Genomic DNA, 23,655 nt, shown 5'->3' on the forward strand with positions numbered 1-23,655 from the left:
ACTGCTTTTTGGGTAGGTTGCCAACCAACCATTCTGCTATCTGAATATAAATAGACATAAGCTCATATTTTCCTCTAAAGTTCTTTAAAACAATGGAGGTCTGTTGATGAAGCGTATTGTCGCGACAGTTGGTGTTGTTATGGCGATCGTGGCCCTAGCCAGTGCAGGCGCTGCAAAGGACAACAAAGGCAAAGGGCAAGGGGCCAACAAAAACAAGTTGGAAAAAGCCATCAAGTCAAACGGCAAGGCGGTTCCACCCGGCCAAATCAAAAGATATACGCGCGGCCAAAAGTTGCCGGATGACTTGCGATTTGACTACATTGACGATCTCGACAATTGGAAGCTCAAGCCACTGGGCCCGGGTCAAAGATATATTCGGGTGGACGACGAGATTTTGTCGATATCGGACGACACAAAGACAGTCATAGAAGCTGTTGGAATTGTTAGTGATCTCGCCAACTGAATGAATTCAAACTGACGATCGCCTTCCAAGAGTGGCATCAATAGCGTTAAGGAAGATCCCAACACCTACGGGTATCAACGCATCTGGAAAATCATAGTCCGGATTGTGCAGTTGGGGATGATCCCGACCCGATCCCAACCAGAACATGGCGGCATTTGCGCACTTGCCAAACTGCCCGAAATCCTCGGAAAATCGCTGCGGCTGATCGACCAACCGGCATTTAATTCCCTGATCAACACAGGATCGCTTCAGAATTGAGACGGTTTCCGGGTGATTGACGCAAGCTTCGAAGACCTCATCGTAAGAAATCTCCACCGAAAGTCCCTCGTCCTGCGCCGTCTTGTGGACCATCGCTTCGGCTTCGTCGATCAGGCGCGTCATCCGTCGGTCCGAGACTGTACGCAGCGTCACCCACAATTCAGCTCGTCCGGGGGCAACACCCACAGTGCGCTCGCCCAGATTGGCGTGCGTGACGGTGGTTAAGGCGTAGTCGTCGTTCAAGTCGCCACCCGCCCCTAAATCAGCCAAGGCTGGCATTAGTTTGGCCAAGGCACCCGCTGGTGACACGCCATCTTGAGGCGCCGCCGCGTGCGAGGTCTTACCCGTCAGCACAACCTGCATACCGCGCGAGGCACAGTTTGCCGGACCGGTGCAGAGTTCGACCGCTCCAAGCTCCAACCCCGGCAAGTTGTGCAAGGACAATACGATATCCGGAGAAATCCCGGCAAATTGGGGATCTGCCCGGAACGCGACCGCGCCTTGCCCTGTCTCTTCGGCAGGCTGGAAAATCAAAACGACGCGACCGGAATTTGGACGTTTGTGACCCAAGGCGTCAGCGATACCCAGAACCATTGTCATGTGGCCGTCATGGCCGCAGAGATGCCCTTTGCAATCTGTTTGCGAGACATAAGGCAGATCAGCCACTTCCTGGATCGGAAGGCCATCCAACTCGCACCGAATGGCTAGAGTTGGACCCGGTTGCCCGCTTTCAAAAACACCGGCAACTCCATGTCCCCCGATGCCCGTCAGAACGCGATCTGCTCCGGCTTCGCGCAACAAATCAGCGACGCGCGCCGCAGTTTGCACTTCCTGCCCCGAAAGTTCCGGGTTCTGGTGCAATTCGCGGCGCAGGCGGGTCAGCCGTGCGACAAGATCCGGGGTCACGCTTGCTGCAGCTTTTCTTGACGCGCCGCCCTCAGACGGGCGAAATCGTCGCCTGCGTGGTAAGACGACCGGGTCAATGGTGTTGCCGACACCATCAGGAAGCCTTTTCCATAGGCCGCCTTTTCGTAAGAGGCGAATTCTTCCGGCGTGACGAAGCGATCCACACCATGGTGCTTTGGAGTCGGTTGCAGGTACTGACCAATGGTCAAAAAGTCGATATCCGCGGCGCGCATGTCATCCATGACCTGACGCACTTGCTGCTCGTCTTCGCCCAATCCAACCATGATGCCGGATTTGGTGAAAATCGACGGGTCCAGCTCTTTCACACGTTGCAGCAAACGCAGCGAGTGAAAATACCGCGCGCCGGGACGGACCTCGGGGTATAAACCCGGCACGGTTTCCAGATTGTGGTTGAACACATCGGGTTTCGCCTGAACCACAACCTCCAACACCTCAGGCTCACATTTCAGGAAGTCAGGTGTCAGAATTTCGATCGTGGTCTTCGGGGAACGGTGGCGCACTGCGCGAATGGTCTGCGCGAAATGCTCTGCTCCACCATCATTCAGGTCGTCGCGGTCCACCGATGTAATAACAACGTGGTTCAGGCCCAGCTTTTCAACCGCATGTGCCACGCGACCCGGTTCAAACGCATCCAACTCGTCAGGGCGCCCGGTGGCGATGTTGCAAAAGGTACAGCCGCGGGTACAGATCTCACCCATGATCATCATTGTGGCGTGACCCTGGCTCCAGCATTCGCCAACATTGGGGCAACCCGCTTCTTCACAAACCGTTACCAGATTGTTGTCACGCATGATCTTGCGGGTGTCCGCATAGCCCTTGCCACCCGGTGCCTTGACCCTGATCCAGTTCGGCTTTTTGGGTTGCGCGTTATCCGGGCGATGCGCTTTTTCCGGATGGCGTTGTTCTGGGATCTTGAGATCTCGCACGGCTGATATCCTGACTTTGGGTCAACTTTGTGTACCTATAACATAAACAAGTCGCCATTGTTACACCAGCGACGCATAGCCGCTATGCGCGTATTTTCCGCAAGCAAAATGATTTAAGGCTAAACTATATTTTTACCTTTTGTTTTCAAAGCTCAAAGGCAAGAAAAAACTTCGCAAGCGCAGAACTTCTTCGATTGAAGGTATTTTGGAACTGTTTTAAGTCCCGCTCAGATCACATCTTACTCACAGGAGCTTGAGCATGAAAACCGGAGCGAAACTGCCCGACGTGACCTTCCACACACGTGTCCGGGACGAGGCTGTTGAAGGCCCAAACCCGTTCCGTTGGGAAGACAAGACAACCGCCGATTACTTCGCTGGCAAGCGCGTAATCCTGTTCTCATTGCCCGGTGCGTTCACGCCGACCTGCTCGACCTACCAACTGCCGGGTTTCGAGAAAGGCTTTGCCGATTTTACCGCCCAAGGGATCGACGAGATTTACTGCATGTCCGTCAACGACAGCTTTGTGATGAACAAGTGGGCGCAGGATCAAAGCTTGAAAAACGTCAAAGTCATCCCTGACGGTTCGGCAGAGTTCACGCGCAAGATGGGTATGCTGGTCGACAAAGACAATCTGGGTTTCGGCATGCGTTCGTGGCGCTACGCCGCCATCGTCAATGATGGCGTGGTCGAAGCTTGGTTCGAAGAGCCCGGCCTGATGGATAACTGCCCCGAAGATCCCTATGGCGTATCTTCGCCGGAAAATCTGATGACACATCTTCAGGCAGCGGCAGAACCGGAATTGGCCTGATCACTGGCTTAAGGCATGAAAAAGGCCCGTTTTGCGCGGGCCTTTTTGTCTCTGGTGACTCTCAACCGATCATGCGGTCACGTTCAGCCTGATCCTTGTAATGTTGTTTGAGCCTCTGCAATGCAATGCGTAGGACAATCTTGCCGGACCGGGCCGACCACCCCATGCGCTTTTCCGCCAGTTCCAGCCCTTCGAGATAACAGCAACAGCGCAGCGCAACATCACTCAGACCCGGACCCAGATCTGACAGTGCGCGCGCAACTCTATCCCTTGCATCAGAAAACCCCCTGCCCCCATGCGCATCACTGTCGTAGGTGCCGCGACCATCCGCGGTCAGGAAATGATCCCAGTTCTGTGAAACCTGCGGACCAATTTGCGCCAGTTCGAAGGCTTCGCGCAAACGCTCTCCGGCCTTCACGAGTGTTTCATCCAGAAATGGTTTTCCGTCCCGATCGCGGCACCGTGCCAAAGCGGTCAATGGACTTTCCGTGGCGCTATATCGAATACGACTAATGCTTTGAGCAAGCCCACCTGACGGCTTTGCGTGAAACCCACTTTGCGCTTCGGCAAAGCCAGGCTCTGTCCCGGCCCGGGCTTGGTTTTTGGCCTGAGCGATCAAACGGCTCAATGCCGTTCGTCCCGCTGACGAGATCCGACACCGCGAGATACGCCCGGGATTGTCGCAGGAAATCCAGCCTTTGAGCGCCAAGGCCTGTGCAATCTTGCAATCGACCACTGCAGTTCTGGTTGCAGCGCTGTCACCTGTGTCGCGGACAACAACGGCCTTGTCCATCTCCTCGGCCACCGCAAGCACGGATCCGGTTTCGCTCAGGCGACGCAGAATACGCAAAGCTTCGCGCTCAAACTCTTGCTCTTCAGCAGCCTCATCCTGAGAGGCAAATGATCTGTTACCCGTGCCGGAAACAGAAAAGTGCGTTTCAGCAAGCGATTGCAGTGCCGCATCAACCAGAGGATCATCGCGACGCATTTCGATACGTCGAATTTGCCTTAGGATGGTTGACGCATGGCATCCAGCTGACCGCGCTATTTCGCGGATCGAGCGGCAGGTTTCGGTATGGGCAAGGTATCTTTGCGCCCCCTCTGGAACCCATGCCGGAATGGTGAAAGCCATGTTGTTTTCCATCATTATTTGCCCTCATCGACAAAACAAACTGCTACTTTTCGCCCTCGGAATGCGGGTTAACCAATTCTAACTAGAGGTCCATTCGTTACTCGTTCGTTAACCGTACGAGGCACAAACCAGATTTGATTCAAAAAGATAAACAGTCGTGAAACCATCGTTCGGCGAGACTGATGCAAAGGCACCACCCGCTTAGGTTGTGCACCAAGGGATCCCGGAAATCTTAAGGTAAAGGGACAAAATATGCAGGACCTGATGACGATGATCGCAACCCTTCGCCGCCCTCGTATGCTGGCGCGGACGGCCAAGTTCGGGGCCAGAGATTACAATCGGGACAGGCACTTGCAGCGCATTCTGGGATACGGGTCGCTACCCGGATCCGGACAGGCCCTACTGCGATTGATGGAGATGGAGAAAGAAGTAAACGAACAGCGCAAAGAAGAAGATGCGGCCTATTCCCTGGTGCGGCATCTGGATCTGCTTATCGCGCTGTTGGGTGAGGCGCAGTTGTATCAAGCCAACCGCGCCTCAGCTTTTCAGTGATCAGGTGAACGCATCCGGCATGGAAGCCTTTTTCTCGGCGATATAGGCTTCCAGCGCTGCGGCGGTATCCGGATCCATATGCGGTTGCTGGTAGTTTGCCAGTAAATGCTCGACCCGCGCGGACGCCAATGCGCGCGTGTCACGTGCACCCTCTTCCTGCCAGGTCTCGTAGGGCTTGTAGTCTAGCAGATCAGACTTCCAGAAGGATTCCTTGAAGTTTGCCTGCGTGTGCGCACAGCCAAGATAGTGGCCACCCGGCCCCACTTCGCGAATTGCGTCCATGGCCTGCGCGTTGTCATCGTACGCGACACCCTTGGCCAATGAATGCAGAATACCCAACTGGTCTGCATCCATGACGAACTTTTCGAAATCGGCAACAAGGCCACCCTCAAGCCAGCCACAGGAATGCAGCATGAAGTTCACACCGGACAACAGGCCCATGTTCAGCGAGTTTGCTGTCTCGTAAGCCGCCTGCGCGTCTGGCAATTTTGAACCACAGAAGGAACCAGCTGAACGATAAGGCAAGTTCAGGCGCCGTGCCAACTGACCCGCACCATAGGTGATGTGTGCTGCTTCAGGCGTACCAAAGGTGGGTGCGCCCGAATTCATGTCGATCGAGGTCACGAATGCACCAAAGATCGCTGGCGCGCCGGGGCGGATGATCTGGCTATAGGCCACACCAGCCAAAACTTCGGCCAAAACCTGCGTCAGGGTGCCTGCAACCGAAACCGGAGCCATCGCGCCGCCCACGATAAAGGGCGAGATGATGCAAGCCTGGTTGTTGCGCGCATAAACCTCCAGCGCGCCCATCATCACATCGTCAAACGTCATCGGCGAGTTGATGTTGGTCAGTGAGGTCATCACTGTATTTTCCTGTACGAACTCCTTGCCGAACAGGATCTCGCACATCTCGACCGAGTCCTGCGCCCGGCTGGGATCTGTCACCGAGCCCATGAAAGGCTTGTCTGACAAGGTCATATGCGCCTTCAGCATGTCCAGGTGGCGTTTGTTCACCGGAATGTCGGTTGGTTCGCACACCGTGCCGCCCGAATGGTGCAACCACTTGGACATATAGGCCAGTTTCACGAACTTGTTGAAGTCGTCCATGGTCGCATAGCGACGGCCGCCTTGCGCATCACGCACAAAAGGAGGGCCGTAAACAGGTGCCAGAACCATGTTGCGGCCACCGATGACCACCGATTTCTCGGGGTTGCGGGCGTGCTGCGTGAACTCGCTGGGGGCGGTTTTGATCAGCTCGCGCGCAAGACCGCGTGGGATGCGAACACGCTCGCCGTCGATATCTGCACCAGCATCGCGCCAGCGTTCAAGCGCGGCGGGGTTGTCGACGAAGTTGACGCCGATTTCTTCCAACACGGTTTCCGCGTTGTTCTCGATGATTTCAAGCGCCTCTTCATTGAGGATCTCAAAATTCGGAATGTTCCGTTCAATGTATTTCGCGGTCTCGATACGGACTGCGGTACGCTCGGCACGGCGGGCGGCGCCACCGCCACCTCTTGCCCTGCGTCGGGTGTTTGCCTCTGCCATGAGAAAATCCCGTCTGGTTGGTTAGATTGGAGCTTTTGATACAGGTTTACCAGAACTCAGGCATCGGGATTGCGGCGCTCTGGGGGAAAAAGCGACATTGGCACCCTGCCGAGCAGCAAACACCTCCTCAAAGTTAATCAGGCCTCTGAAACACTATCCCACTCAATGCTTTCGATACTCGGCTCCAGCATCAACGGCGCGACCACCTTGTGCTGCAGCTCTTCGGGGTGATCCTCCATCGAAACAAGAACCGCTATGGTCTGCGAACCGTCAGCACTGTCCCCTTTCTCGAACCCAACGATGCGAATGTCATTTTGGGCCAGCGCCTTGAGAACCGCGACGCGCGCATCGGCCTGCGTCTCTTCCTTGCATTGCAAAAGAATCTTGAATTCCTGCGTCAGCGGAACGCCGGCGCGCGTTGTCCGTTTGAGCCATTTGACAAGGGGCCTAAGGCCAAGGTTCACAAAAATGACGAAGCCAGTCATCATCAAGGCGAATAACCAAGCCCCCGTCCCCGCCATCATTCCAACAGCGGCCGAACACCACAAGGTTGCCGCCGTGTTCAGCCCGTGGATCGTGAATCCGTGGCGGAAAATGATTCCGGCCCCTAAAAAGCCAATGCCCGACACGACCTGTGCGGCCACACGGGTTGGGCTGACTTCGTCCGGAAAAAGAGCAGAAAACACAACAAAGGCCGCGGCGCTCAGGGCCACAAGCGCATTTGTCCGCAAACCGGCCATTCTCTGCCGGACTTGCCGTTCGGACCCTATTAGTGCCCCGCAAAACAACGCAAGCGCCAGATTCAGCGCGGCAATTTCTATCGAAATCGGCAATTCATGATCCTTATCCAGACGAATCCAGACTTGGATCCTTTCAGGTTGTCATATTTTTGTTACAAAACTTTTACAATTGGGTTTTTGTGGAGGCCCGAAAATCCAAAGGAATTGGACGTCGCCCTTGCGAAATCACCGGGCTTGCCCTAAGGCGCAGACATGACCCAGACATCCCACGACCGCCTTCTGATCATCGACTTCGGTAGCCAGGTAACGCAGCTTATTGCCCGCCGCCTGCGTGAGCTGAATGTTTATTGTGAAATCCACCCTTACCAGAATGTCACGATGGATTTTGTGCGGGAAATGTCCCCCCGTGCCGTGATCTTCTCGGGTGGCCCTGACAGCGTGACGCGCGAGGGTTCGCCCCGTGCTCCGCAAGAGATATTCGATTATGGCGTTCCAATTCTTGGCATCTGCTATGGCCAACAAGTGATGATGCATCAACTGGGCGGCAAGGTGGAAAGTGGTCACGGCACTGCCGAGTTCGGTCGGGCCTTTGTCACCCCTGAAAACAAGTTGGATATTCTTGACGGCTGGTTCGCTGATGGGGATGAGCAGGTCTGGATGAGCCACGGCGACCACGTCAGTGAGATCGCACCCGGCTTTGAGGTCTTTGGCACCTCGCCCAACGCGCCTTACGCGATCACGGCGGACCCTGCGCGCCACTTCTATGCAGTGCAGTTCCACCCCGAAGTGCATCACACTCCCAAGGGCGCGAAGCTATACGAAAACTTCGTCAAACTGGCGGGCTTCAAGGGCGACTGGACCATGGGCGCCTATCGCGAAGAGATGATCCGCAAGATTCGCGAGCAGGTCGGCGACAAAAAGGTAATCTGTGGTTTGTCCGGTGGTGTCGACAGCTCGGTTGCTGCGATTCTGATTCACGAGGCAATCGGAGACCAGCTGACCTGTGTCTTTGTCGATCACGGTCTACTGCGAAAGAACGAAGCCGAAGAGGTCGTGGGCATGTTCCGCGACAACTACAACATTCAGTTGATCCATGCGGACGAATCCGAGCTGTTCTTGGGCGAGCTCGAAGGTCAAAGCGATCCGGAAACCAAGCGCAAGATCATCGGCAAGCTGTTCATCGACGTGTTCCAGAAACATGCCGACACCATCGAAGGGGCCGAGTTCCTGGCTCAGGGCACGCTTTATCCTGACGTGATCGAGTCGGTGTCCTTCTCGGGCGGTCCGTCAGTGACGATCAAGTCGCACCACAATGTGGGTGGCCTGCCCGAGAAGATGGGGCTGAAGCTGGTCGAACCGCTTCGTGAGCTGTTCAAGGACGAAGTACGCGCACTGGGCCGAGAACTCGGCCTTCCGCAGAGTTTCATTGGCCGCCACCCCTTCCCCGGACCGGGTCTGGCCATTCGCTGCCCCGGTGAAATCACCCGCGAAAAGCTGGAGATCCTGCGCGAAGCCGATGCCGTCTATATCGACCAGATTCGCAAGCACGGCTTGTATGATGAAATCTGGCAGGCGTTTGTCGCCATCTTGCCCGTGCGCACCGTGGGCGTCATGGGCGATGGCCGTACCTACGACTATGCCTGCGCGCTGCGGGCTGTCACTTCGGTTGATGGTATGACCGCAGATTATTATCCCTTCAGCCACGAGTTCCTTGGTGAAACCGCGACGCGGATCATCAACGAGGTTAAGGGCATCAACCGCTGTACCTATGATATTACCTCAAAACCGCCGGGCACGATTGAGTGGGAATGATAGGCGAACACTGCACTGAAACAGGAAGTTGAACGCGCGGAATGTTGTGCGCGTTCAACCCGTTTCCACAGTAATTCACTGTTACATTCTTGCATCCCTTCATTCTTCGGCGTTTGATTGGCTAAACACATTTAACTGTCTTTTCTAATGCCTGGCTTTGCACTCCATCGCATGTTTGGCCTCGCGACTAATTCTGGATGCGTTAGTAATGAGCCACGGGCAAAGTCACGTCTTTAAGGCTGCACTATGGATGACGGGTGCCATCGCCTCGTTTTCATCCATGGCCGTTGCCGGACGAGAGTTAAGCTTCACCCACGACACGTTCGAGATCATGATGTATCGCAGCATCGTCGGGTTTCTTGTTGTGGCTCTTATCCTTACAATCACGCAAAACTGGGCGCAGGTTTCAACGAAACGCCTGGGGCTGCACGCGATACGAAACACACTGCATTTCACCGGACAGAACCTTTGGTTCTACGCCGTAGCAGTTGCGCCGTTGGCACAAGTCTTTGCCCTTGAGTTCACGCAACCACTCTGGGTCATACTGTTATCCCCTTTGTTCCTGAAGGAACGTCTGACCCCACTTAAGATAGTCGCAGCGCTTATTGGGTTTGCAGGCGTTCTGATTGTCACTCGCCCCGGGTCTGCCCCGCTAAGCCCAGGTCTTGTTACCGCGGCGCTTTCTGCTGTTTTCTTCGCGTTTACAACAATTACCACCAAGAAACTCACCCGGTTTGCAAGTATTGGATGCATCGTCTTCTGGCTGACGGCCATGCAGGCTGTCCTGGGTGCCGCAGCGGCCGGATTCGATGGTCAGATTTCACTGCCAAACACAAACACTGCTCCCTATCTGGTTCTTGTTGGTTTGGCCGGATTGCTGGCGCATTTCTGTATCACCAATGCACTGGCCATTGCCCCGGCCACTGTCGTGGTTCCCTTCGACTTTGCCCGTCTTCCCACGATCGCAGTGGTCGGGATGATCCTGTATCACGAGCCCATAGACCATTGGGTCATGATCGGCGCTGTGGTCATTTTCTCTGGCATCTTCTTAAACATCTGGTCCGAAAATCGTAGCAATTTGGCAACAACTCCAAACATGAGTCGCACCAAGTAACGCTCCGTCACCAGTTGACCTTAAAGTAACCAAAAAGAAAGTATCGTGCGGAATAAAACGGGCAGGCGATCATTTCACTCACAACAGTCGCCAACATAACCCGCAGGAGACCCATAGGGAGGACAGAATGAAAAAAACGCTACTTACAACCTGCGCGCTGTGCGTTGGGGCAGCAACTGCCCATGCAGGTGGCCTTGACCGAAGCGGTCAGGGGATCAATTTGATTTTCGAAGAAGGTTCAGTTGTTCAGTTCCGTCTTGGTTACACTGACCCGAGTGTGACCGGCACTATGCCCGCGTTGGCGGGTCCAAATATCGGCCAGCCTCAGGACTCTGGCGAAGTGGCAAATGATTTCTTCACGCCGCACCTGGGCTACAAGGCAGCCCTGACCGAAAAACTCGATTTTGCAATCATGTATGACCAGCCGTTTGGTGCTGACATCCAGTATGCAGCCAGCTATCCGCTGTCGATAAACCCAATTCCAGGCGGTCGGTCTGACGTTCTGAGGGCGACAGCGGACACCGACGCGATCACTGCGTTGCTGCGCTATAAATTCGACGGAGGCTTTAGCGCAATCGGCGGTATTCGCGCGCAGCGCGTTGAAGCATCAGTCACCGTACCACTTGCCGCGGGTTATAACGTAGACACAAACGCCGACACAGCATTTGGATACGTTATCGGTGTAGCCTGGGAAAAGCCTGAGATCGCGGCCCGTGTGTCTCTGACCTACAACTCGAAGATCAGCCACGATCTCTCGCAGACCGAATCTCTGAACCCACCGCCAATTCCCCCAATTCCACCGGGAACGGTTGCGACGTTCAACACAAACAGCGAAATTGAAACGCCCCAATCCATCAATCTGGACTTCCAGACAGGTGTTGCCCCGAAAACCTTGCTGTTCGGATCGGTTCGTTGGGTCGACTGGCCACAGTTGGTCTACAACCCGCCAAACTATCCACCGACCAGCAACCTTGTTGACTATGACGATGCCACCTTCACCTACTCACTGGGATTGGGCTACCAGTTCTCGGAAGAGTTCTCCGGCGCTGTTACTCTTGGCTACGAGTCGTCTCAAGGTACCCCGGTTTCAAACCTCGGCCCGACCGACGGTTTCTGGAGCATCGGCGTAGGTGGCACCTACTCGCTTGAAAATGCACAGATTTCTGGCGGCATTCGCTATACGGATATTGGCGACGCAACAGCAGACGGCGCTGGCCCCGGTGCGCGCGCAACATTCACGGGCAACAGCGCCTGGAGTGTTGGTTTCCAGATCACCTACGCTCTGAACTGATCGCCACCATCTTAGAACATGTCAAAGCCCCGCTGTTTCAGCGGGGCTTTTTCGCAAGAACCGGGTCGCAGTTTCACCTTCCGAATGAGACAGTGACGCCATGAATGCACAAAAACACCTTTCGCCCCGCGCGTGGGCCGAGCTTTTGCTACTTGGCATCATCTGGGGCGCGTCCTTTGTCTCGATCCGGATCGCGCTGGACACCATTCCGGTCATGACGTCCGTGCTTCATCGCACGTTCTGGGCCATGCTGGTGCTTTGGCTGGTGGTCTGGGCTCAAGGGCACGAACTTCCACGTGCTCCAAGGGTTTTGGGTGCCTTTCTGGTCATGGGACTGCTCAACAACGTGATCCCTTTCAGTCTGATGGCTTGGGGGCAGCTTTACATCGACACCGGCCTGACCGCGATCCTGAACGCCTCGACCGCCGTGTTTGGGGTTCTGGTTGCTGCTTTATTTTTTCGCGATGAACGACTGACAAGCTCCCGACTGATTGGCGTTTGTCTGGGCTTCGTCGGCGTCACGATTGCAATTGGCGTACAAAACTTCACAGGGTTCAGCCTGCAAAGCACGGCCCAGCTTGCTGTTCTGGCTGGAACAGTGTCATACGCTTTCGCTGCCGCATGGGCCCGATACGCACTGTCCGACCTTCCCCCCATCGTTGCCGCAGCAGGCATGTTGACCGGATCGACCATCTTGGTACTGCCACTGACCCTAATAACGGATGGTTTGCCGAGTCTTGCGCTGCCAGCAATCACCTGGGCGGCCATTGGCTATTACGCAATTGTTGCAACCGCCGGGGCGTACCTTTTGTACTACCGTGTTCTGGCCATGGCTGGCAGCGGCAACCTGATGTTGGTAACGCTGGTGATTCCCCCGGTCGCCATCGTATTGGGGGCGTTACTGCGCGGCGAAGCGCTGTCACCCAACGCCTATTTTGGCTTTGCTATTCTTGCCGCAGGTCTTTTGGTTCTCAATCGCTCTGGCCGTCGTGATTGACGCCGCCCTTTGCCCGATTTAGCAAAGGCAAAAAAGGGACAGCGCATAATGATCTACTCCTCAGCCGAAGACTGGCGCACCGCACGCCGTAAGAAAGTGCTGTTCTTTGGCATGTCCGGCCTGGGCAAGACGTATGTCTCGAACATCCTCAGGGATTCGGGGAACTGGTTCCACTACTCGATCGATTACCGGATCGGCACGCGTTACATGGGTGAATACATCACCGACAACGCCAAGGCCGAGGCTATGAAGGTTCCGTTCCTGCGCGACCTGCTGTTGTCGGACTCGATCTATATCGGCTCGAATATCTCGTTTGAAAACCTGACCCCTGTTGCCGCCTATCTAGGCAAACCGGGCAATCCGGCGCTTGGCGGGTTGGAAATGCCAGAGTACCGCCGCCGGCAGGAGCAGTTTCGTCTGGCCGAGATTCATGCCCTTTTGGATACTGAATATTTCATCGACCGCGCCGAGCGTTTGTATCAATACCCTCACTTTATCTGTGATACGGGTGGTTCGATCTGTGAATGGGTCGACCCGGAGGATCCCAAAGATCAGATCTTGTCAGAACTGTCGCGCCAAACCCTGATGATCTGGTTGCAAGGGGATGAAGGTCATACAGCCGAATTGGTGCGCAGGTTCGATAAAGCACCGAAACCAATGTCTTACCAGGCAGATTTCCTGACCCGCACATGGGCCGAGTATCTGGATCAAAAAGGGTGTGCCGAATCTGATGTGGACCCTGACGATTTCGTTCGCTGGACCTATGCGCAGGCTCTGGCGCACCGCCAACCGCGCTATGAGGCGATGGCCAAGAACTGGGGTGTGACGATTGCAGCCGATGATATCGGCAAGATCCGCGACGCCGGTGATTTCGATGAGTTGATCGAATGCACCCTTGAGACCGAACCCAAGAACGCCTAACTAGCAGTTTTCCTTACTCTCTTCGAAGTCTGACAAATGCCCATCAAAATCCCATCTGATCTTCCTGCTTTTGACGTCCTGACCAAAGAGGGCGTCATGGTCATGGACGAAGATCAGGCCATGCGTCAGGATATCCGCCCGCTGCGCATTGGATTGCTGAATCTGATGCCCAAGAAAATCCAGACGGAAAACCAGTTCGCGCGCCTGATCGGTGCAACCCCCTTGCAGATCGACCTGTCCCTGATCCGCATGACCGAACACCGCACCAAAAACACTGCGGCCGAACATATGTCTGAGTTCTACCACCCATTTCAGGAGGTCAAGGACGAGAAATTCGACGGCCTGATCATCACGGGCGCGCCAATCGAGCATCTGGAATTTGGTGACGTTACTTATTGGGACGAGATCAGCGAAGTCTTCGAGTGGACGCAGACCAATGTTCATTCGACCTTTGGTGTCTGCTGGGGCGGAATGGCGATGATTAACCATTTCCACGGCGTGCGTAAACACATGCTGGACGCCAAGGCGTTTGGCTGTTTCCGTCACCGGAACCTGAACCCGGCCTCGCCGTTTTTACGCGGGTTCTCCGACGACTGTGTGATCCCTGTCAGCCGCTGGACAGAGATGAAACAGGGTGAAATCGACAGCGCCCCCGGTTTGAACACTCTATTGGGCAGCGACGATGTTGGGCCTTGCCTGGTCGAGGATCCTGAGCACCGCGCGCTCTATATCTTCAACCATTTCGAATATGACAGCGATACGCTGAAGCAGGAATATGACCGGGACGTAGCAAATGGCACACCAATCAACGTGCCGATCAACTATTACCCGGATGATGATCCATCAGAAACGCCACAAAACCGGTGGCGCAGCCATGCGCATCTGCTCTATGGCAACTGGATCAACGAAATCTACCAGTCCACGCCTTTCGATATGAGCAAAATTGGCAAGTAAAGCGTTCATACTCCTTGGCCTCATCGTACTGGGCCTGGCCGTGCTGACCGCTTGGCGCAGCGCCAAGAATGAGGCGATGGCAGAAGCGGCCTTTCCACCCGAAGGTCAGGTTCTTGATGTTGATGGCATCGCCGTACACGCCGTTGTGATGGGCGAAGGCCCGGATGTTGTGCTGATCCATGGCTCCAGCGGGAACACGCGCGATATGACCTTCGCACTGGCCCCCATTCTGGCCCAGAACTTTCGGGTTATCGTATTCGACCGCCCCGGCTTGGGGTATTCAGAAAGCTTCAACCCCGACGGCGAAACCATCATCGAGCAGGCAGATATCCTGCAACGGGCAGCAGCACAGCTGGGGGCCGACAAACCCATCGTAGCAGGCCAAAGCTATGGCGGGTCGGTCTCGCTTGCGTGGGCAGTAACGCGTCCTGAAAACATCTCGGCCCTGGTTCTGATCGCGCCTGCGGCCATCCCGTGGGAAACGCCCTTGGATGGCTTTAACCGGCTGGCATCAACCACCGCAGGTAATGCTCTGGTCCTGCCCCTGATCAGCTCTTTCGTGCCTGAATGGTACGTGACGCAAGCGTTGGACAAAGTATTTGCGCCACAGACCGCGCCTGAGGGGTACGCAGAGCACTTCGGCCCCGGCCTCACGATCCGGCGTGGATCAATGCACGCAAATGCCAAGCAACGCGCCAATCTGCTGGATGAGATTACCCGTCTGCAGCCCAGATATGGCGAAATTTCCGTGCCAACAGAAATCATTCACGGAACCGCTGACGACACGGTTGGTCTTGAATGGCATTCCGAACGCCTGATCGACCAAATCCCAGGGGCCGAGTTGATCGACTTGCCCGGCATCGGCCACATGCCGCAGGTGGTCGCCGCCCCCGAGGTCGCTGCCGCCATAGATCGTGCGGCCCAGCGTGCGGGTTTGCGTTAATCCGGGCTCTAATCCATAGTAAGATATGGATTTTATCGCGAGGTGACATATGGCCCGGTCCGAAAAAGGTTCTATCGAAAGATATTATCAAAAAGACGCCCCCAAGGCGGTACGGGAAGAAATCAAGAAATCGGGAAAAGGCGATATTCTAAACGCCACATACCCGTATCGCGAGAAAATGAAGACCAAGGACTATGATGCTCAGATGGAGCTTCTCCAGATCGAGTTGGTCAAGATGCAGTCCTGGGTGAAGGAAACAGGCCATAGGGTGGCGATCATCTTTGAAGGGCGCGACGCCGCTGGTAAAGGCGGCACAATCAAGCGGTTCCGTGAAAATCTGAACCCGCGCGGGGCTCGCAATGTGGCGCTTGCCAAGCCTTCGGATGCGGAACGCAGCCAATGGTATTTTCAACGCTATATCGCCCACCTGCCCGCCGCTGGCGAAATCGTTTTCTTTGACCGGAGCTGGTACAACCGGGGTGTCGTCGAGAATGTCTTCGGCTTTTGCACGCTGGAAGAGCGTGAGCGGTTCTTCCGTCAAGTACTACCGCTGGAAATGGGGTTGGTGAATGACGGGATCCATCTCTTCAAATTCTGGCTCAATGTCGGGCGTGCCGAGCAGTTGAACCGCTTTTTGGCGCGCGAGACGGACCCGCTCAAACAGTGGAAGCTTAGCCCGATTGATGTAGCCGGTCTGAACAAATGGGATGAGTATACGGAATCGATCTCGGAAACGCTGACCAGATCGCACACCGACGCCTGCCCTTGGACGATCGTGCGTTCAGACGACAAGAAGCGTGCGCGTCTTGCAGCCATCCGTACGGTCCTGCATGCGTTGGACTATGATGAGAAAGACAAGAAGAGCATCGGCAAGATTGATCCGCAGATTTGCGGTGGCCCGGATGTCTGGGATGCGTAACCCTACACTCCAACGAAGTGTTTTGACGGACAGGGTTGGACGGATCTGCGTGTTTGCTCTATCTCATTGTTTTCAAACACTGCATCAAGACAGCTGAGGCCGGAATGACGAAACGCGGGTATCACCACGGGAACCTGAAACAGGCTTTGGTCGAAGCCGCGTTGTCCCTGATTGAAGAAAAAGGGCCAACTGGTTTCACCCTGTCCGAAGCCGCAAAAACCGCCGGAGTAACCCCTGCCGCCGTCTATCGCCATTTTCAGGGACGTGAAGACCTGATTGCCGAGGCGGCGCGGCAAGGGTTCGAGATGTTCGCAGATCTGATGCAATATGCCTATGACAAGGGGCAGCCATCAGCGTTGGCAGCGTTCGAGGCAACCGGACGGGCTTATTTGGCCTTTGCCCGCAAGAACCCCGGCCACTATATCGCGATGTTCGAAAGCGGAATCTCTTTGAACCGCACGACCGAGCTTTCTTTGGCCGCCAATCGCGCCAAGTCGGTTCTGGAAAAAGCGGCGGCGGACCTGTCCCAACATATTCCGCCAGAAAAGCGCCCACCTGCATCGATGTTCAGTGCCCATATCTGGGCGATGAGCCACGGTGTTGTTGAGCTTTTTGCCCGCAACACTGGCGCAACCTCTCCATTTCCGCCAGAGGACTTATTGGAAAGTGGGATTGGCATTTATCTACGCGGTTTGGGCCTCATTCCTCAAGACGACTGAAACGGGTCACAGCAACCGGTTACCTTGTGGCATACTCAGACCCGAGGTCACATTAATCAGGTCCATCTCGCCCATTCCCTTGATGTCAACACAACCAAGGTCGGAAACCTGAAATTCGTCGATCAGGGCATACTTCATCTCTTCCGGTGCCACGATGTTCATTGGGTTGGCGAAGACTTGCAAGCGGGACGCTATGTTCACAGCCGGGCCAAAAACGTCATAGACATATTTCTGAATTCCAACGACCGATCCGACCGCAGCCCCCATCCCTAGGCCAATCCGGGCCTGCCATTTGTGCGGATGGCTTTCGTTCCGGCGCTCGAGATAACGGAGGAACCGCACGGCACAATGCGCAACAGCCGTGGCATGATCCGGGGTTGGGTCAGGCATGCCGGACACAGCAAGGTATGCGTCACCTATTGTCTTGATCCGCTCACACCCAAACTGTTCGACGATACGGTCAAAAGCCGTGAAAATATCGTTCAGCTCGCTCAGGGTTACGGTTGGGTCGGTCTTGGCTGCAAAATCTGTGAACCCTACAAAATCCAACATCACCACCGAAACCTGCTGATACAGCTGAGGTGTGACGACGCCAAATGTCTTGAATTCTTCATAGACGGCCCGTGGCATCAGGTTCAGCAACAGGCGTTCAACCCTTTCTTTTTCGCGCTCAAGTTCTCGGGTATTGCGCTCGACCATGGTGGAATAGCTGTCGATCATGCTTTCCAGCTCGCGAATGCGGGTGATGTTCTGGCATTCCACAATCAGCACCTGCTCCGACAACCCATTGGCCAGCGACACTGTCACCGCAAAGATCAACGTCCGGCGTTTTGGTTTGATCTGAAGCTCAACCGAGTACCTCAGGCCAGACTGTTTGACATCTTCCAGTTCTTTGGGGTCGAGATCCGGCAGAATATCTCCAAGCGTATTCCCTTCTTCCGGGGCCCCAAACCATTCCGCGAAAGGTCCATTGTGAAACACGAACTCCAGATCCGAGGCACGCACCACGGCGACACCAACACCAATGGCACGCAACAGTTGCTCATTGATTGCCAGTATGCTCATGCCGCAGTCCGGACGACGATGATGGACCGTTTGCCCTCAATTGCGGCGAGCGCTGTTTTGATATCCCCGTCCGACATGCCATGGGCGCTCAGCGCATCGCCGAACAGTTCCGCCATGACGTCAAATTCATCATGTGAGATGTTCAGATGCCGGTGAACAGCTTCAATTCTGTCGTCGTTGAATGATGCAGGTCCTCCGATTAGCGAAGACACAAACTTCGTCTGATGGTCAATCAAACGGGGCATATCAATGTCCTCGAAGTAATGGCCGATGTCGTCAGAATCCAATGCCATCTCATAGAAGGTCATCACGACGCGGCTGATTGTTTTGAAGCCGCCATACTTTTCATAAAGTGTCTGTGTCACACGAATACCCGCGCGTTACCGATCAATAACACCACAACTCTATATCAAATTGATATTTTTGTTAACGTTTATGATCAGTATGCTCCGACCGGAAAAGAGTTTTCAGGCAAGTCAATTGAAAACTGCCGCAGGTCTTTGCACCCGAATAACTTAAAACAGTGAAACGAGTAGATGAAGCCAACACACCCACCTGGTTTCAAAAGCTTCTCCTGCCCCTTCATCCTTCATGTGATTTTCAGTGGCGGCATCGGTGAATCAAACCGTTCTGCAACCGTGCACCAAAGATCATCACAGTTAGGAAGATTATGGCGGAGAGACAGGGATTCGAACCCTGGAGACGGTTTCCCGCCTACACACTTTCCAGGCGTGCGCCTTCGACCACTCGGCCACCTCTCCGTGCCGGCGATATGTGAACGAATGTGGTCAGATTTGCAAGGCCCCAATGCGGCGAAAAATCGGGAATGACCCAAATAAGTTGCCCTGCCCCCGTGCGGCTCTCACCCGGCCATTTCAGATCGTTTCAAGGACGTTGGATAACGCCGTTAAACGTCGTCACCAGCGTCTGGATCCAAATCAGCCTCTGTCAGGTCAGCGGGTTTTTGTGATGGGGCCTCGGGCTTGCTTTCCACGGGTTTGGCAGGGTCTCTCTGATCTTTGACATCCGCCTGCAAAGCTTCGGGATTGCGCAACCAGATGTCGCGCTGAGCAAACGGAATCTCGATACCCGCGTCCGAGAATCTGCGGTTGATCTCGTGGTTCATGTCGGACTTCACCGACAGCACCCAGTTTACGTCACGCAGGATTGCGCGGATCTCGAAATCAAGGGAATCCGCGCCAAAGCCCTGAAACACAACACTGGGCGCCGGGTTTGCCAAAACCATCGGATGGTTATTGGCGATCTCACCCAGAATGGTTTCGACCTGGCGCGTATCGGTACCGTAGGCGACACCAACGGGCACGATGACACGCCCAATTGTGTTGCCTCGGGTATAGTTCGTCACCACGCCGCTGATCAGATCCGAATTTGGAACGATCACATCTGTTCGGTCGAAGGTTTCGATCCGGGTCGAGCGGACCGAGATATCGCGCACGTAACCCATCATACCGTTCACATCAATCCAGTCCCCCTTGGAAATGGGGCGTTCCACCAAAAGGATGATGCCAGAGACAAAGTTGGACACGATGGTTTGTAGACCAAAGCCAATGCCGACCGACAAAGCACCGGCAACAATCGCAAGCGACGACAAGTCAAACCCGGCCACCATGATTGCCACAAGCGCAGCGAGAAATATGCCGACATAGCCCGAACCAGCCACAATCGCGTTTTGGCCACCCGGATCAATTTTGGTCTTCGGCAGAAGTGAATTGCGCAACCCGCTTTGCAGCAACCGAGTCAACGCGTAACCGATTGCGAAGACAGCTACAAAGGTCAGGAAGTTGGTTGGTGAAATCGTGACACCGCCAATGTCGAAACCAAGCAGTAAGCGTGACCACGCTTCCAACAGATCGGTTTCACGCGCACCCCAATATATCGCCAGAATAGGCAGCGCAATTATGGCCAGTGCAAAACCGACGAGTACCGCAAAAAGAGACTCACGAGCCGCGTCCCCTTGCCCGGTAATCCAGCCGTAAACCTGGCTGATGAATCTTTGCAGGATGACCAACGCCCCGATGAGCACCAGGGTCTTCACAGCGGGGAACACGATTGCTTCGGCCGCATTGGTGTACCCAAAGATCGCCAGAATAGGAGACGCTATCCCCAATAGGAACAATGCCCGGCGCAAGAACTCGACCAATTGGCTGAAGCCTGCCGCTCGAGTTGATGCAGATTGGTCAGGCGGACCGTCCGTGGTGCGAATCTGGCGTATGCGCAGCAGCAACAAAGCTGTTGCGACAATGACCGGGAAACTGACAACGGCTCGGGTCGCATCCGAGATGTTTTCGATCCGTTCGAACAGCAGTGCCAATTCGTGCAAAATCAGCATCACGGCAAGCAGGTCGATGTACAGGCGCAGCTCTCTTATTTTTGCAGCGGACAGCCGTTTGAACCCCTGCGACGCGCCGATCACATATACCTGCCGACCAATCCAGTCGTAGAACAGGATTATCCCTGCCCAATACGGGATGTTTTGCAGCAGCAGGCTTCCCCTCAGTCCCGTAACACCAGTCAGGCTTATCGCAGTTACCGCGGCCAGAACCCCAATCCAAGGCAACAGAATGCGTAAAAGCGAAATGACGAAAGACCAAACCCCAGTGCCGGACCCGCCCCAAAGCCTTAAGTATTCCCCCCCACGTTCGGACCACTTTTTGCCAAAAATCAGCAGTACAGCTGAAAGGGCCAGCAGTACGAAAATTGCCAATCCGCGGTCACGGATTTGTTCGCGCACAACGTCTGAACGAAAGTTGGTGATCGTTTCATTTCCGAGGCTCTGGATTGCTTCTTTTACGTCCACCCATGCCGGACCCCAGTATGCGGGGTTTATCGGCGACGGACCTTGTTCAAAGAACTCCTTGGTCTGCCGCGTACGTAGGATCTGATCTATTTCGCTGATCAAACCGTTGGCACGGCTATATGCCTCCTCGGAAATAATCCGCGGCACGCGCAAGCTGTTTAGCTGTTTTTCCAGATGCGCCCGCAACGTTGCAATATCTTCCGGCTCGGTCGCGTCCCCTTCGGGCTTGGGACCAAGCGCGTTGATTTGACTGTCCAACGTGGAAATACGGTCGGTGTTGGCACTTCTCGCTCTGTTAAAGTCGTCCCTGTAACTATTAATTTCTGAACGTAAGTTTTCCAGAGCTGCGTCCGAGGCACGGTTCGCCTCGATCACATCTTCTGCACGGTCCGCCGTTTTCAACCATCCCTGATAATATTCGCTCTGCCGGTTACTCAGCTGCGCATCCGCGCCGCCTGCGAACCCAACTAGGCACAGAAAGAACAGGACAAGAAACAGGCGGACCTGCGCCAGCATCATACGTCCTCGAACACGCCCGGAATGCTTCGGGGGGCCTCGGTCATCCAATCCGGTACCGGCAGTTCCTTCTCGCGCAGGAATTCCGGGTTGAACAGCTTGGACTGATAGCGGGTTCCGTAGTCACACAGAATGGTAACGATGGTGTGGCCCGGCCCAAGATCCTTTGCCAGACGCACCGCTCCGGCCATGTTGATGGCGGTCGAGCCACCCATGACCAGCCCTTCCTCGCGCAGCAGATCGAAGATCAGCGGCAACGCCTCATTATCCGTCATCTGGTACGAGAAGTCCGGCTTGAAGCCCTCAAGGTTCTTGGTGATACGCACCTGACCGATGCCTTCAGCGATCGAGCTGCCTTCCATCGCGATTTCACCAGTGGTGTAGTATGAATAAAGCCCTGCCCCCATCGGATCGACCAGGCCAATTTTCACACCTTTGGGCTGCAACGCGTCGGCCACGCCAGCCAGAGTTCCGCCAGAGCCTACGGCGCAGACAAAACCATCGACCTTGCCGTCTGTTTGTTCCCAGATTTCAGGGCCGGTGGTTTCGACATGGGCCCGACGGTTGGCAACATTGTCGAACTGGTTTGCCCAAATCGCGCCATTCGGTTCGGTTTTTGCCAATTGCTCGGCCAAACGACGCGAATAATGCACGAAATTGTTGGGGTTGCGATAGGGCGCGGCTGGAACCTGAACCAACTGTGCACCCGCAAGGCGCAGCATGTCTTTCTTCTCTTCCGACTGGGTTTCCGGAATCACGATCACCGTCTTGAAACCCATGGACGCACCGACCAGAGCCAGACCGATCCCGGTGTTGCCCGCCGTTCCCTCGACAATCGTGCCGCCGGGCTTCAAATCGCCTCGGGCCACCGCATCACGGATGATGTACAGCGCCGCACGGTCCTTGACGGACTGGCCGGGATTCATGAACTCGGCCTTCCCGAGGATCTCACAACCGGTTTCTTCACTGATGCGCTTCAACCGGATCAGTGGTGTTTTCCCGACTGCGTCGGCAAGGTCTCGTGCAATGCGCATGGCGCCCTCTTGTCGTTTGGTATCAGTGAAGATTTACAGCCGCGCCGTCGCGACCACAAGCATGATAGTCATGCGCGCAGCCTGTCCCTGTGGCGCGCCAGCCAATAGGCCAGAGCCACAAGTTGTACGTCTTTGAAAACATGACGGTCCGTCATGTCTATGAACGTATCAAAAGGCAGTATCTGACTTCGAATATCTTCGCCTTCGGTATCAAGGCCGCCAGTTGTGGTGGTATGGGTCAAATCACCCAATCCGACATACAGATACATGAAACCGGTGGAAGACCCGCTAGACGAATATGCCCCGCCCGCGTACTCAAGCCGGTCAAACGTTACTCCGGCTTCTTCCATCGCTTCACGATGGGCTGCTTGTTCCGGTTCTTCGCCTGGATCTATCATCCCGGCCACGGCCTCCCACAGCCAGGGTTCGGGGTCGTTGATCAAAAAGGCCGGAGGTCTGAATTGTTCGACAACAAGTACAGTGTCGCGCACCGGATCGTAGGGCAGAACGGACACAGCACTGCCTTGCATCAGGCTGCCCCGATGCAGCACGGGGCCCATGGTGCCATCATGCTGCCGATGCTGAAGGTCAACCTCTTCCATCCCGAAATAGTTCACATAGGCACGATCGTGGCGATGCACGATAACGTCCTTTCTTGTATCTCTCAGATCGCCGGTGCGCCGTTTTCCGGCAAGAATCTTGGCCCACGCCCGGGTTTGGATGGCGCGAATATTGCCAGCCATGTCCTGAGACTCCAGCCGACCGAAATATGCCATCTCTTCTTCCGCAGCCAGAGCGGTGATCTCCCCCAACCGGTCCGCCCACCGTTGCAAAGACCAGGGGCCGTCCGGCTCCCAACTGCCCGGTGCAGGGAAAAAGACCTGTGCTTCCTGCTTGGTCCCGTCTTGCAGAACCACCTTTACGGGTGTCAGGTCATAATCAAACGCACCCTCATAAAAGGCCAACCGTGCCAGGTCTTCGGACGATAAATCTTGAACGAATACGCCTTGGGCGCTGTCACCCCCTGACGTTTGGATCATAGGAAAATCCTGACCCTGAACAGCCCAAACGGCATGATCAGGCAACATCGCCGTTTGAACTGAAATCTCTTGTAAAGAGCGGCCCAGAACACGTTCGAGCAACGGCAAATACCGCAACGTTCCATAGAAAAATAAGTCAGACAAACTCGAACTCTCAGATA

At 55.1% G+C, this 23,655-nt stretch carries 22 protein-coding genes and 1 tRNA gene; 12 read left to right on the plus strand and 11 right to left on the minus strand.

Translation table 11 applies throughout. The features are described from left to right. Positions 1–106 precede the first annotated feature (106 nt). On the plus strand, positions 107–463 hold the full coding sequence (locus GS646_RS08935) for a hypothetical protein (protein WP_171182951.1): 357 nt from the start codon (positions 107–109) through the stop codon (positions 461–463). Positions 464–469: 6 nt separating this feature from the next. Here the strand turns inward: GS646_RS08935 and GS646_RS08940 are convergent, their stop codons facing one another. Continuing rightward, positions 470–1,627, minus strand: coding sequence for an amidohydrolase (locus GS646_RS08940; RefSeq protein WP_171646860.1), 1,158 nt, complete (start codon positions 1,625–1,627; stop codon positions 470–472). Beyond that, positions 1,624–2,574, minus strand: a complete 951-nt coding sequence (gene lipA / locus GS646_RS08945; RefSeq protein ID WP_171182947.1) for a lipoyl synthase — start codon at positions 2,572–2,574, stop codon at positions 1,624–1,626. The genes GS646_RS08940 and lipA overlap by 4 nt, the downstream gene beginning before the upstream one ends. A gap of 259 nt (positions 2,575–2,833) precedes the next feature. Between lipA and GS646_RS08950 the strand changes: the two genes are divergently transcribed. Next, positions 2,834–3,382, plus strand: coding sequence for a peroxiredoxin (locus GS646_RS08950; protein WP_171182945.1), 549 nt, complete (start codon positions 2,834–2,836; stop codon positions 3,380–3,382). Positions 3,383–3,443: 61 nt separating this feature from the next. On the opposite strand, the gene GS646_RS08955 is transcribed toward GS646_RS08950, so the two are convergent. After that, positions 3,444–4,526: a DUF6456 domain-containing protein gene (locus GS646_RS08955; protein WP_171647055.1), complete on the minus strand. Its 1,083-nt coding sequence runs from the start codon at positions 4,524–4,526 to the stop codon at positions 3,444–3,446. Between the two features lie 240 nt (positions 4,527–4,766). Here GS646_RS08955 and GS646_RS08960 point away from each other — a divergent pair, with 240 nt between their 5' ends. Beyond that, positions 4,767–5,066, plus strand: a complete 300-nt coding sequence (locus GS646_RS08960) for a DUF6477 family protein (RefSeq protein WP_171182943.1) — start codon at positions 4,767–4,769, stop codon at positions 5,064–5,066. On the opposite strand, the gene GS646_RS08965 is transcribed toward GS646_RS08960, so the two are convergent. Then, positions 5,067–6,611 (minus strand): trimethylamine methyltransferase family protein, encoded by a 1,545-nt coding sequence (locus GS646_RS08965; RefSeq protein ID WP_171182941.1) that lies wholly within the window; start codon positions 6,609–6,611, stop codon positions 5,067–5,069. 137 nt (positions 6,612–6,748) lie between these two features. Then, the gene (locus GS646_RS08970; RefSeq protein WP_171089683.1) at positions 6,749–7,444 is read right to left on the minus strand and encodes an MgtC/SapB family protein; all 696 of its coding nucleotides are present in this window, start codon (positions 7,442–7,444) and stop codon (positions 6,749–6,751) included. A gap of 159 nt (positions 7,445–7,603) precedes the next feature. Here GS646_RS08970 and guaA point away from each other — a divergent pair, with 159 nt between their 5' ends. The 9 genes from guaA to GS646_RS09015 all read left to right on the plus strand — a co-directional run bounded on the left by guaA (position 7,604) and on the right by GS646_RS09015 (position 17,021). Next, positions 7,604–9,163 (plus strand): glutamine-hydrolyzing GMP synthase, encoded by a 1,560-nt coding sequence (gene guaA, locus GS646_RS08975; protein ID WP_171182939.1) that lies wholly within the window; start codon positions 7,604–7,606, stop codon positions 9,161–9,163. 208 nt (positions 9,164–9,371) lie between these two features. Next, a complete protein-coding gene (locus GS646_RS08980; protein ID WP_171182936.1) occupies positions 9,372–10,277 on the plus strand; it encodes a DMT family transporter in 906 nt (301 codons plus the stop codon). A gap of 127 nt (positions 10,278–10,404) precedes the next feature. After that, positions 10,405–11,568 (plus strand): OmpP1/FadL family transporter, encoded by a 1,164-nt coding sequence (locus GS646_RS08985; RefSeq protein ID WP_171182934.1) that lies wholly within the window; start codon positions 10,405–10,407, stop codon positions 11,566–11,568. Between the two features lie 100 nt (positions 11,569–11,668). Then, the gene (locus GS646_RS08990; protein WP_171182932.1) at positions 11,669–12,565 is read left to right on the plus strand and encodes a DMT family transporter; all 897 of its coding nucleotides are present in this window, start codon (positions 11,669–11,671) and stop codon (positions 12,563–12,565) included. Positions 12,566–12,613: 48 nt separating this feature from the next. Continuing rightward, positions 12,614–13,486, plus strand: a complete 873-nt coding sequence (locus GS646_RS08995) for an ATPase (RefSeq protein ID WP_171182930.1) — start codon at positions 12,614–12,616, stop codon at positions 13,484–13,486. A gap of 36 nt (positions 13,487–13,522) precedes the next feature. Further along, complete coding sequence (gene metA / locus GS646_RS09000) at positions 13,523–14,440, plus strand: homoserine O-succinyltransferase (RefSeq protein WP_171182928.1); 918 nt, start codon at positions 13,523–13,525, stop codon at positions 14,438–14,440. Further along, positions 14,430–15,383 carry an alpha/beta fold hydrolase gene (locus GS646_RS09005; RefSeq protein WP_171182926.1) on the plus strand — a complete coding sequence of 318 codons (954 nt, stop codon included), beginning with the start codon at positions 14,430–14,432 and terminating at the stop codon, positions 15,381–15,383. Before metA ends, GS646_RS09005 begins: the two co-directional genes overlap by 11 nt. A gap of 49 nt (positions 15,384–15,432) precedes the next feature. After that, positions 15,433–16,302: a polyphosphate kinase 2 gene (ppk2, locus tag GS646_RS09010; protein WP_171182924.1), complete on the plus strand. Its 870-nt coding sequence runs from the start codon at positions 15,433–15,435 to the stop codon at positions 16,300–16,302. A gap of 104 nt (positions 16,303–16,406) precedes the next feature. Then, positions 16,407–17,021 (plus strand): TetR/AcrR family transcriptional regulator, encoded by a 615-nt coding sequence (locus GS646_RS09015; RefSeq protein WP_171089665.1) that lies wholly within the window; start codon positions 16,407–16,409, stop codon positions 17,019–17,021. Between the two features lie 6 nt (positions 17,022–17,027). On the opposite strand, the gene GS646_RS09020 is transcribed toward GS646_RS09015, so the two are convergent. The 6 genes from GS646_RS09020 to GS646_RS09045 form a co-directional block, all read right to left on the minus strand. After that, positions 17,028–18,086 (minus strand): adenylate/guanylate cyclase domain-containing protein, encoded by a 1,059-nt coding sequence (locus GS646_RS09020; RefSeq protein ID WP_171646858.1) that lies wholly within the window; start codon positions 18,084–18,086, stop codon positions 17,028–17,030. After that, the gene (locus tag GS646_RS09025; RefSeq protein ID WP_171089661.1) at positions 18,083–18,451 is read right to left on the minus strand and encodes a group 1 truncated hemoglobin; all 369 of its coding nucleotides are present in this window, start codon (positions 18,449–18,451) and stop codon (positions 18,083–18,085) included. Before GS646_RS09025 ends, GS646_RS09020 begins: the two co-directional genes overlap by 4 nt. Positions 18,452–18,757: 306 nt before the next feature. Further along, positions 18,758–18,847, minus strand: a tRNA-Ser gene (locus GS646_RS09030). 146 nt (positions 18,848–18,993) lie between these two features. Continuing rightward, positions 18,994–21,420 carry a DUF3772 domain-containing protein gene (locus GS646_RS09035; RefSeq protein WP_171182920.1) on the minus strand — a complete coding sequence of 809 codons (2,427 nt, stop codon included), beginning with the start codon at positions 21,418–21,420 and terminating at the stop codon, positions 18,994–18,996. Continuing rightward, on the minus strand, positions 21,420–22,454 hold the full coding sequence (locus GS646_RS09040; RefSeq protein WP_171182918.1) for a cysteine synthase A: 1,035 nt from the start codon (positions 22,452–22,454) through the stop codon (positions 21,420–21,422). The genes GS646_RS09035 and GS646_RS09040 overlap by 1 nt, the downstream gene beginning before the upstream one ends. A 68-nt stretch (positions 22,455–22,522) precedes the next feature. Beyond that, entirely contained in the window at positions 22,523–23,638 is a 1,116-nt protein-coding gene (locus tag GS646_RS09045) for an NUDIX domain-containing protein (protein WP_171182916.1), read from the minus strand. Positions 23,639–23,655 lie beyond the last annotated feature (17 nt).

This window comes from Ruegeria sp. HKCCD4315, from assembly GCF_013112245.1.
Taxonomy (GTDB): domain Bacteria; phylum Pseudomonadota; class Alphaproteobacteria; order Rhodobacterales; family Rhodobacteraceae; genus Ruegeria.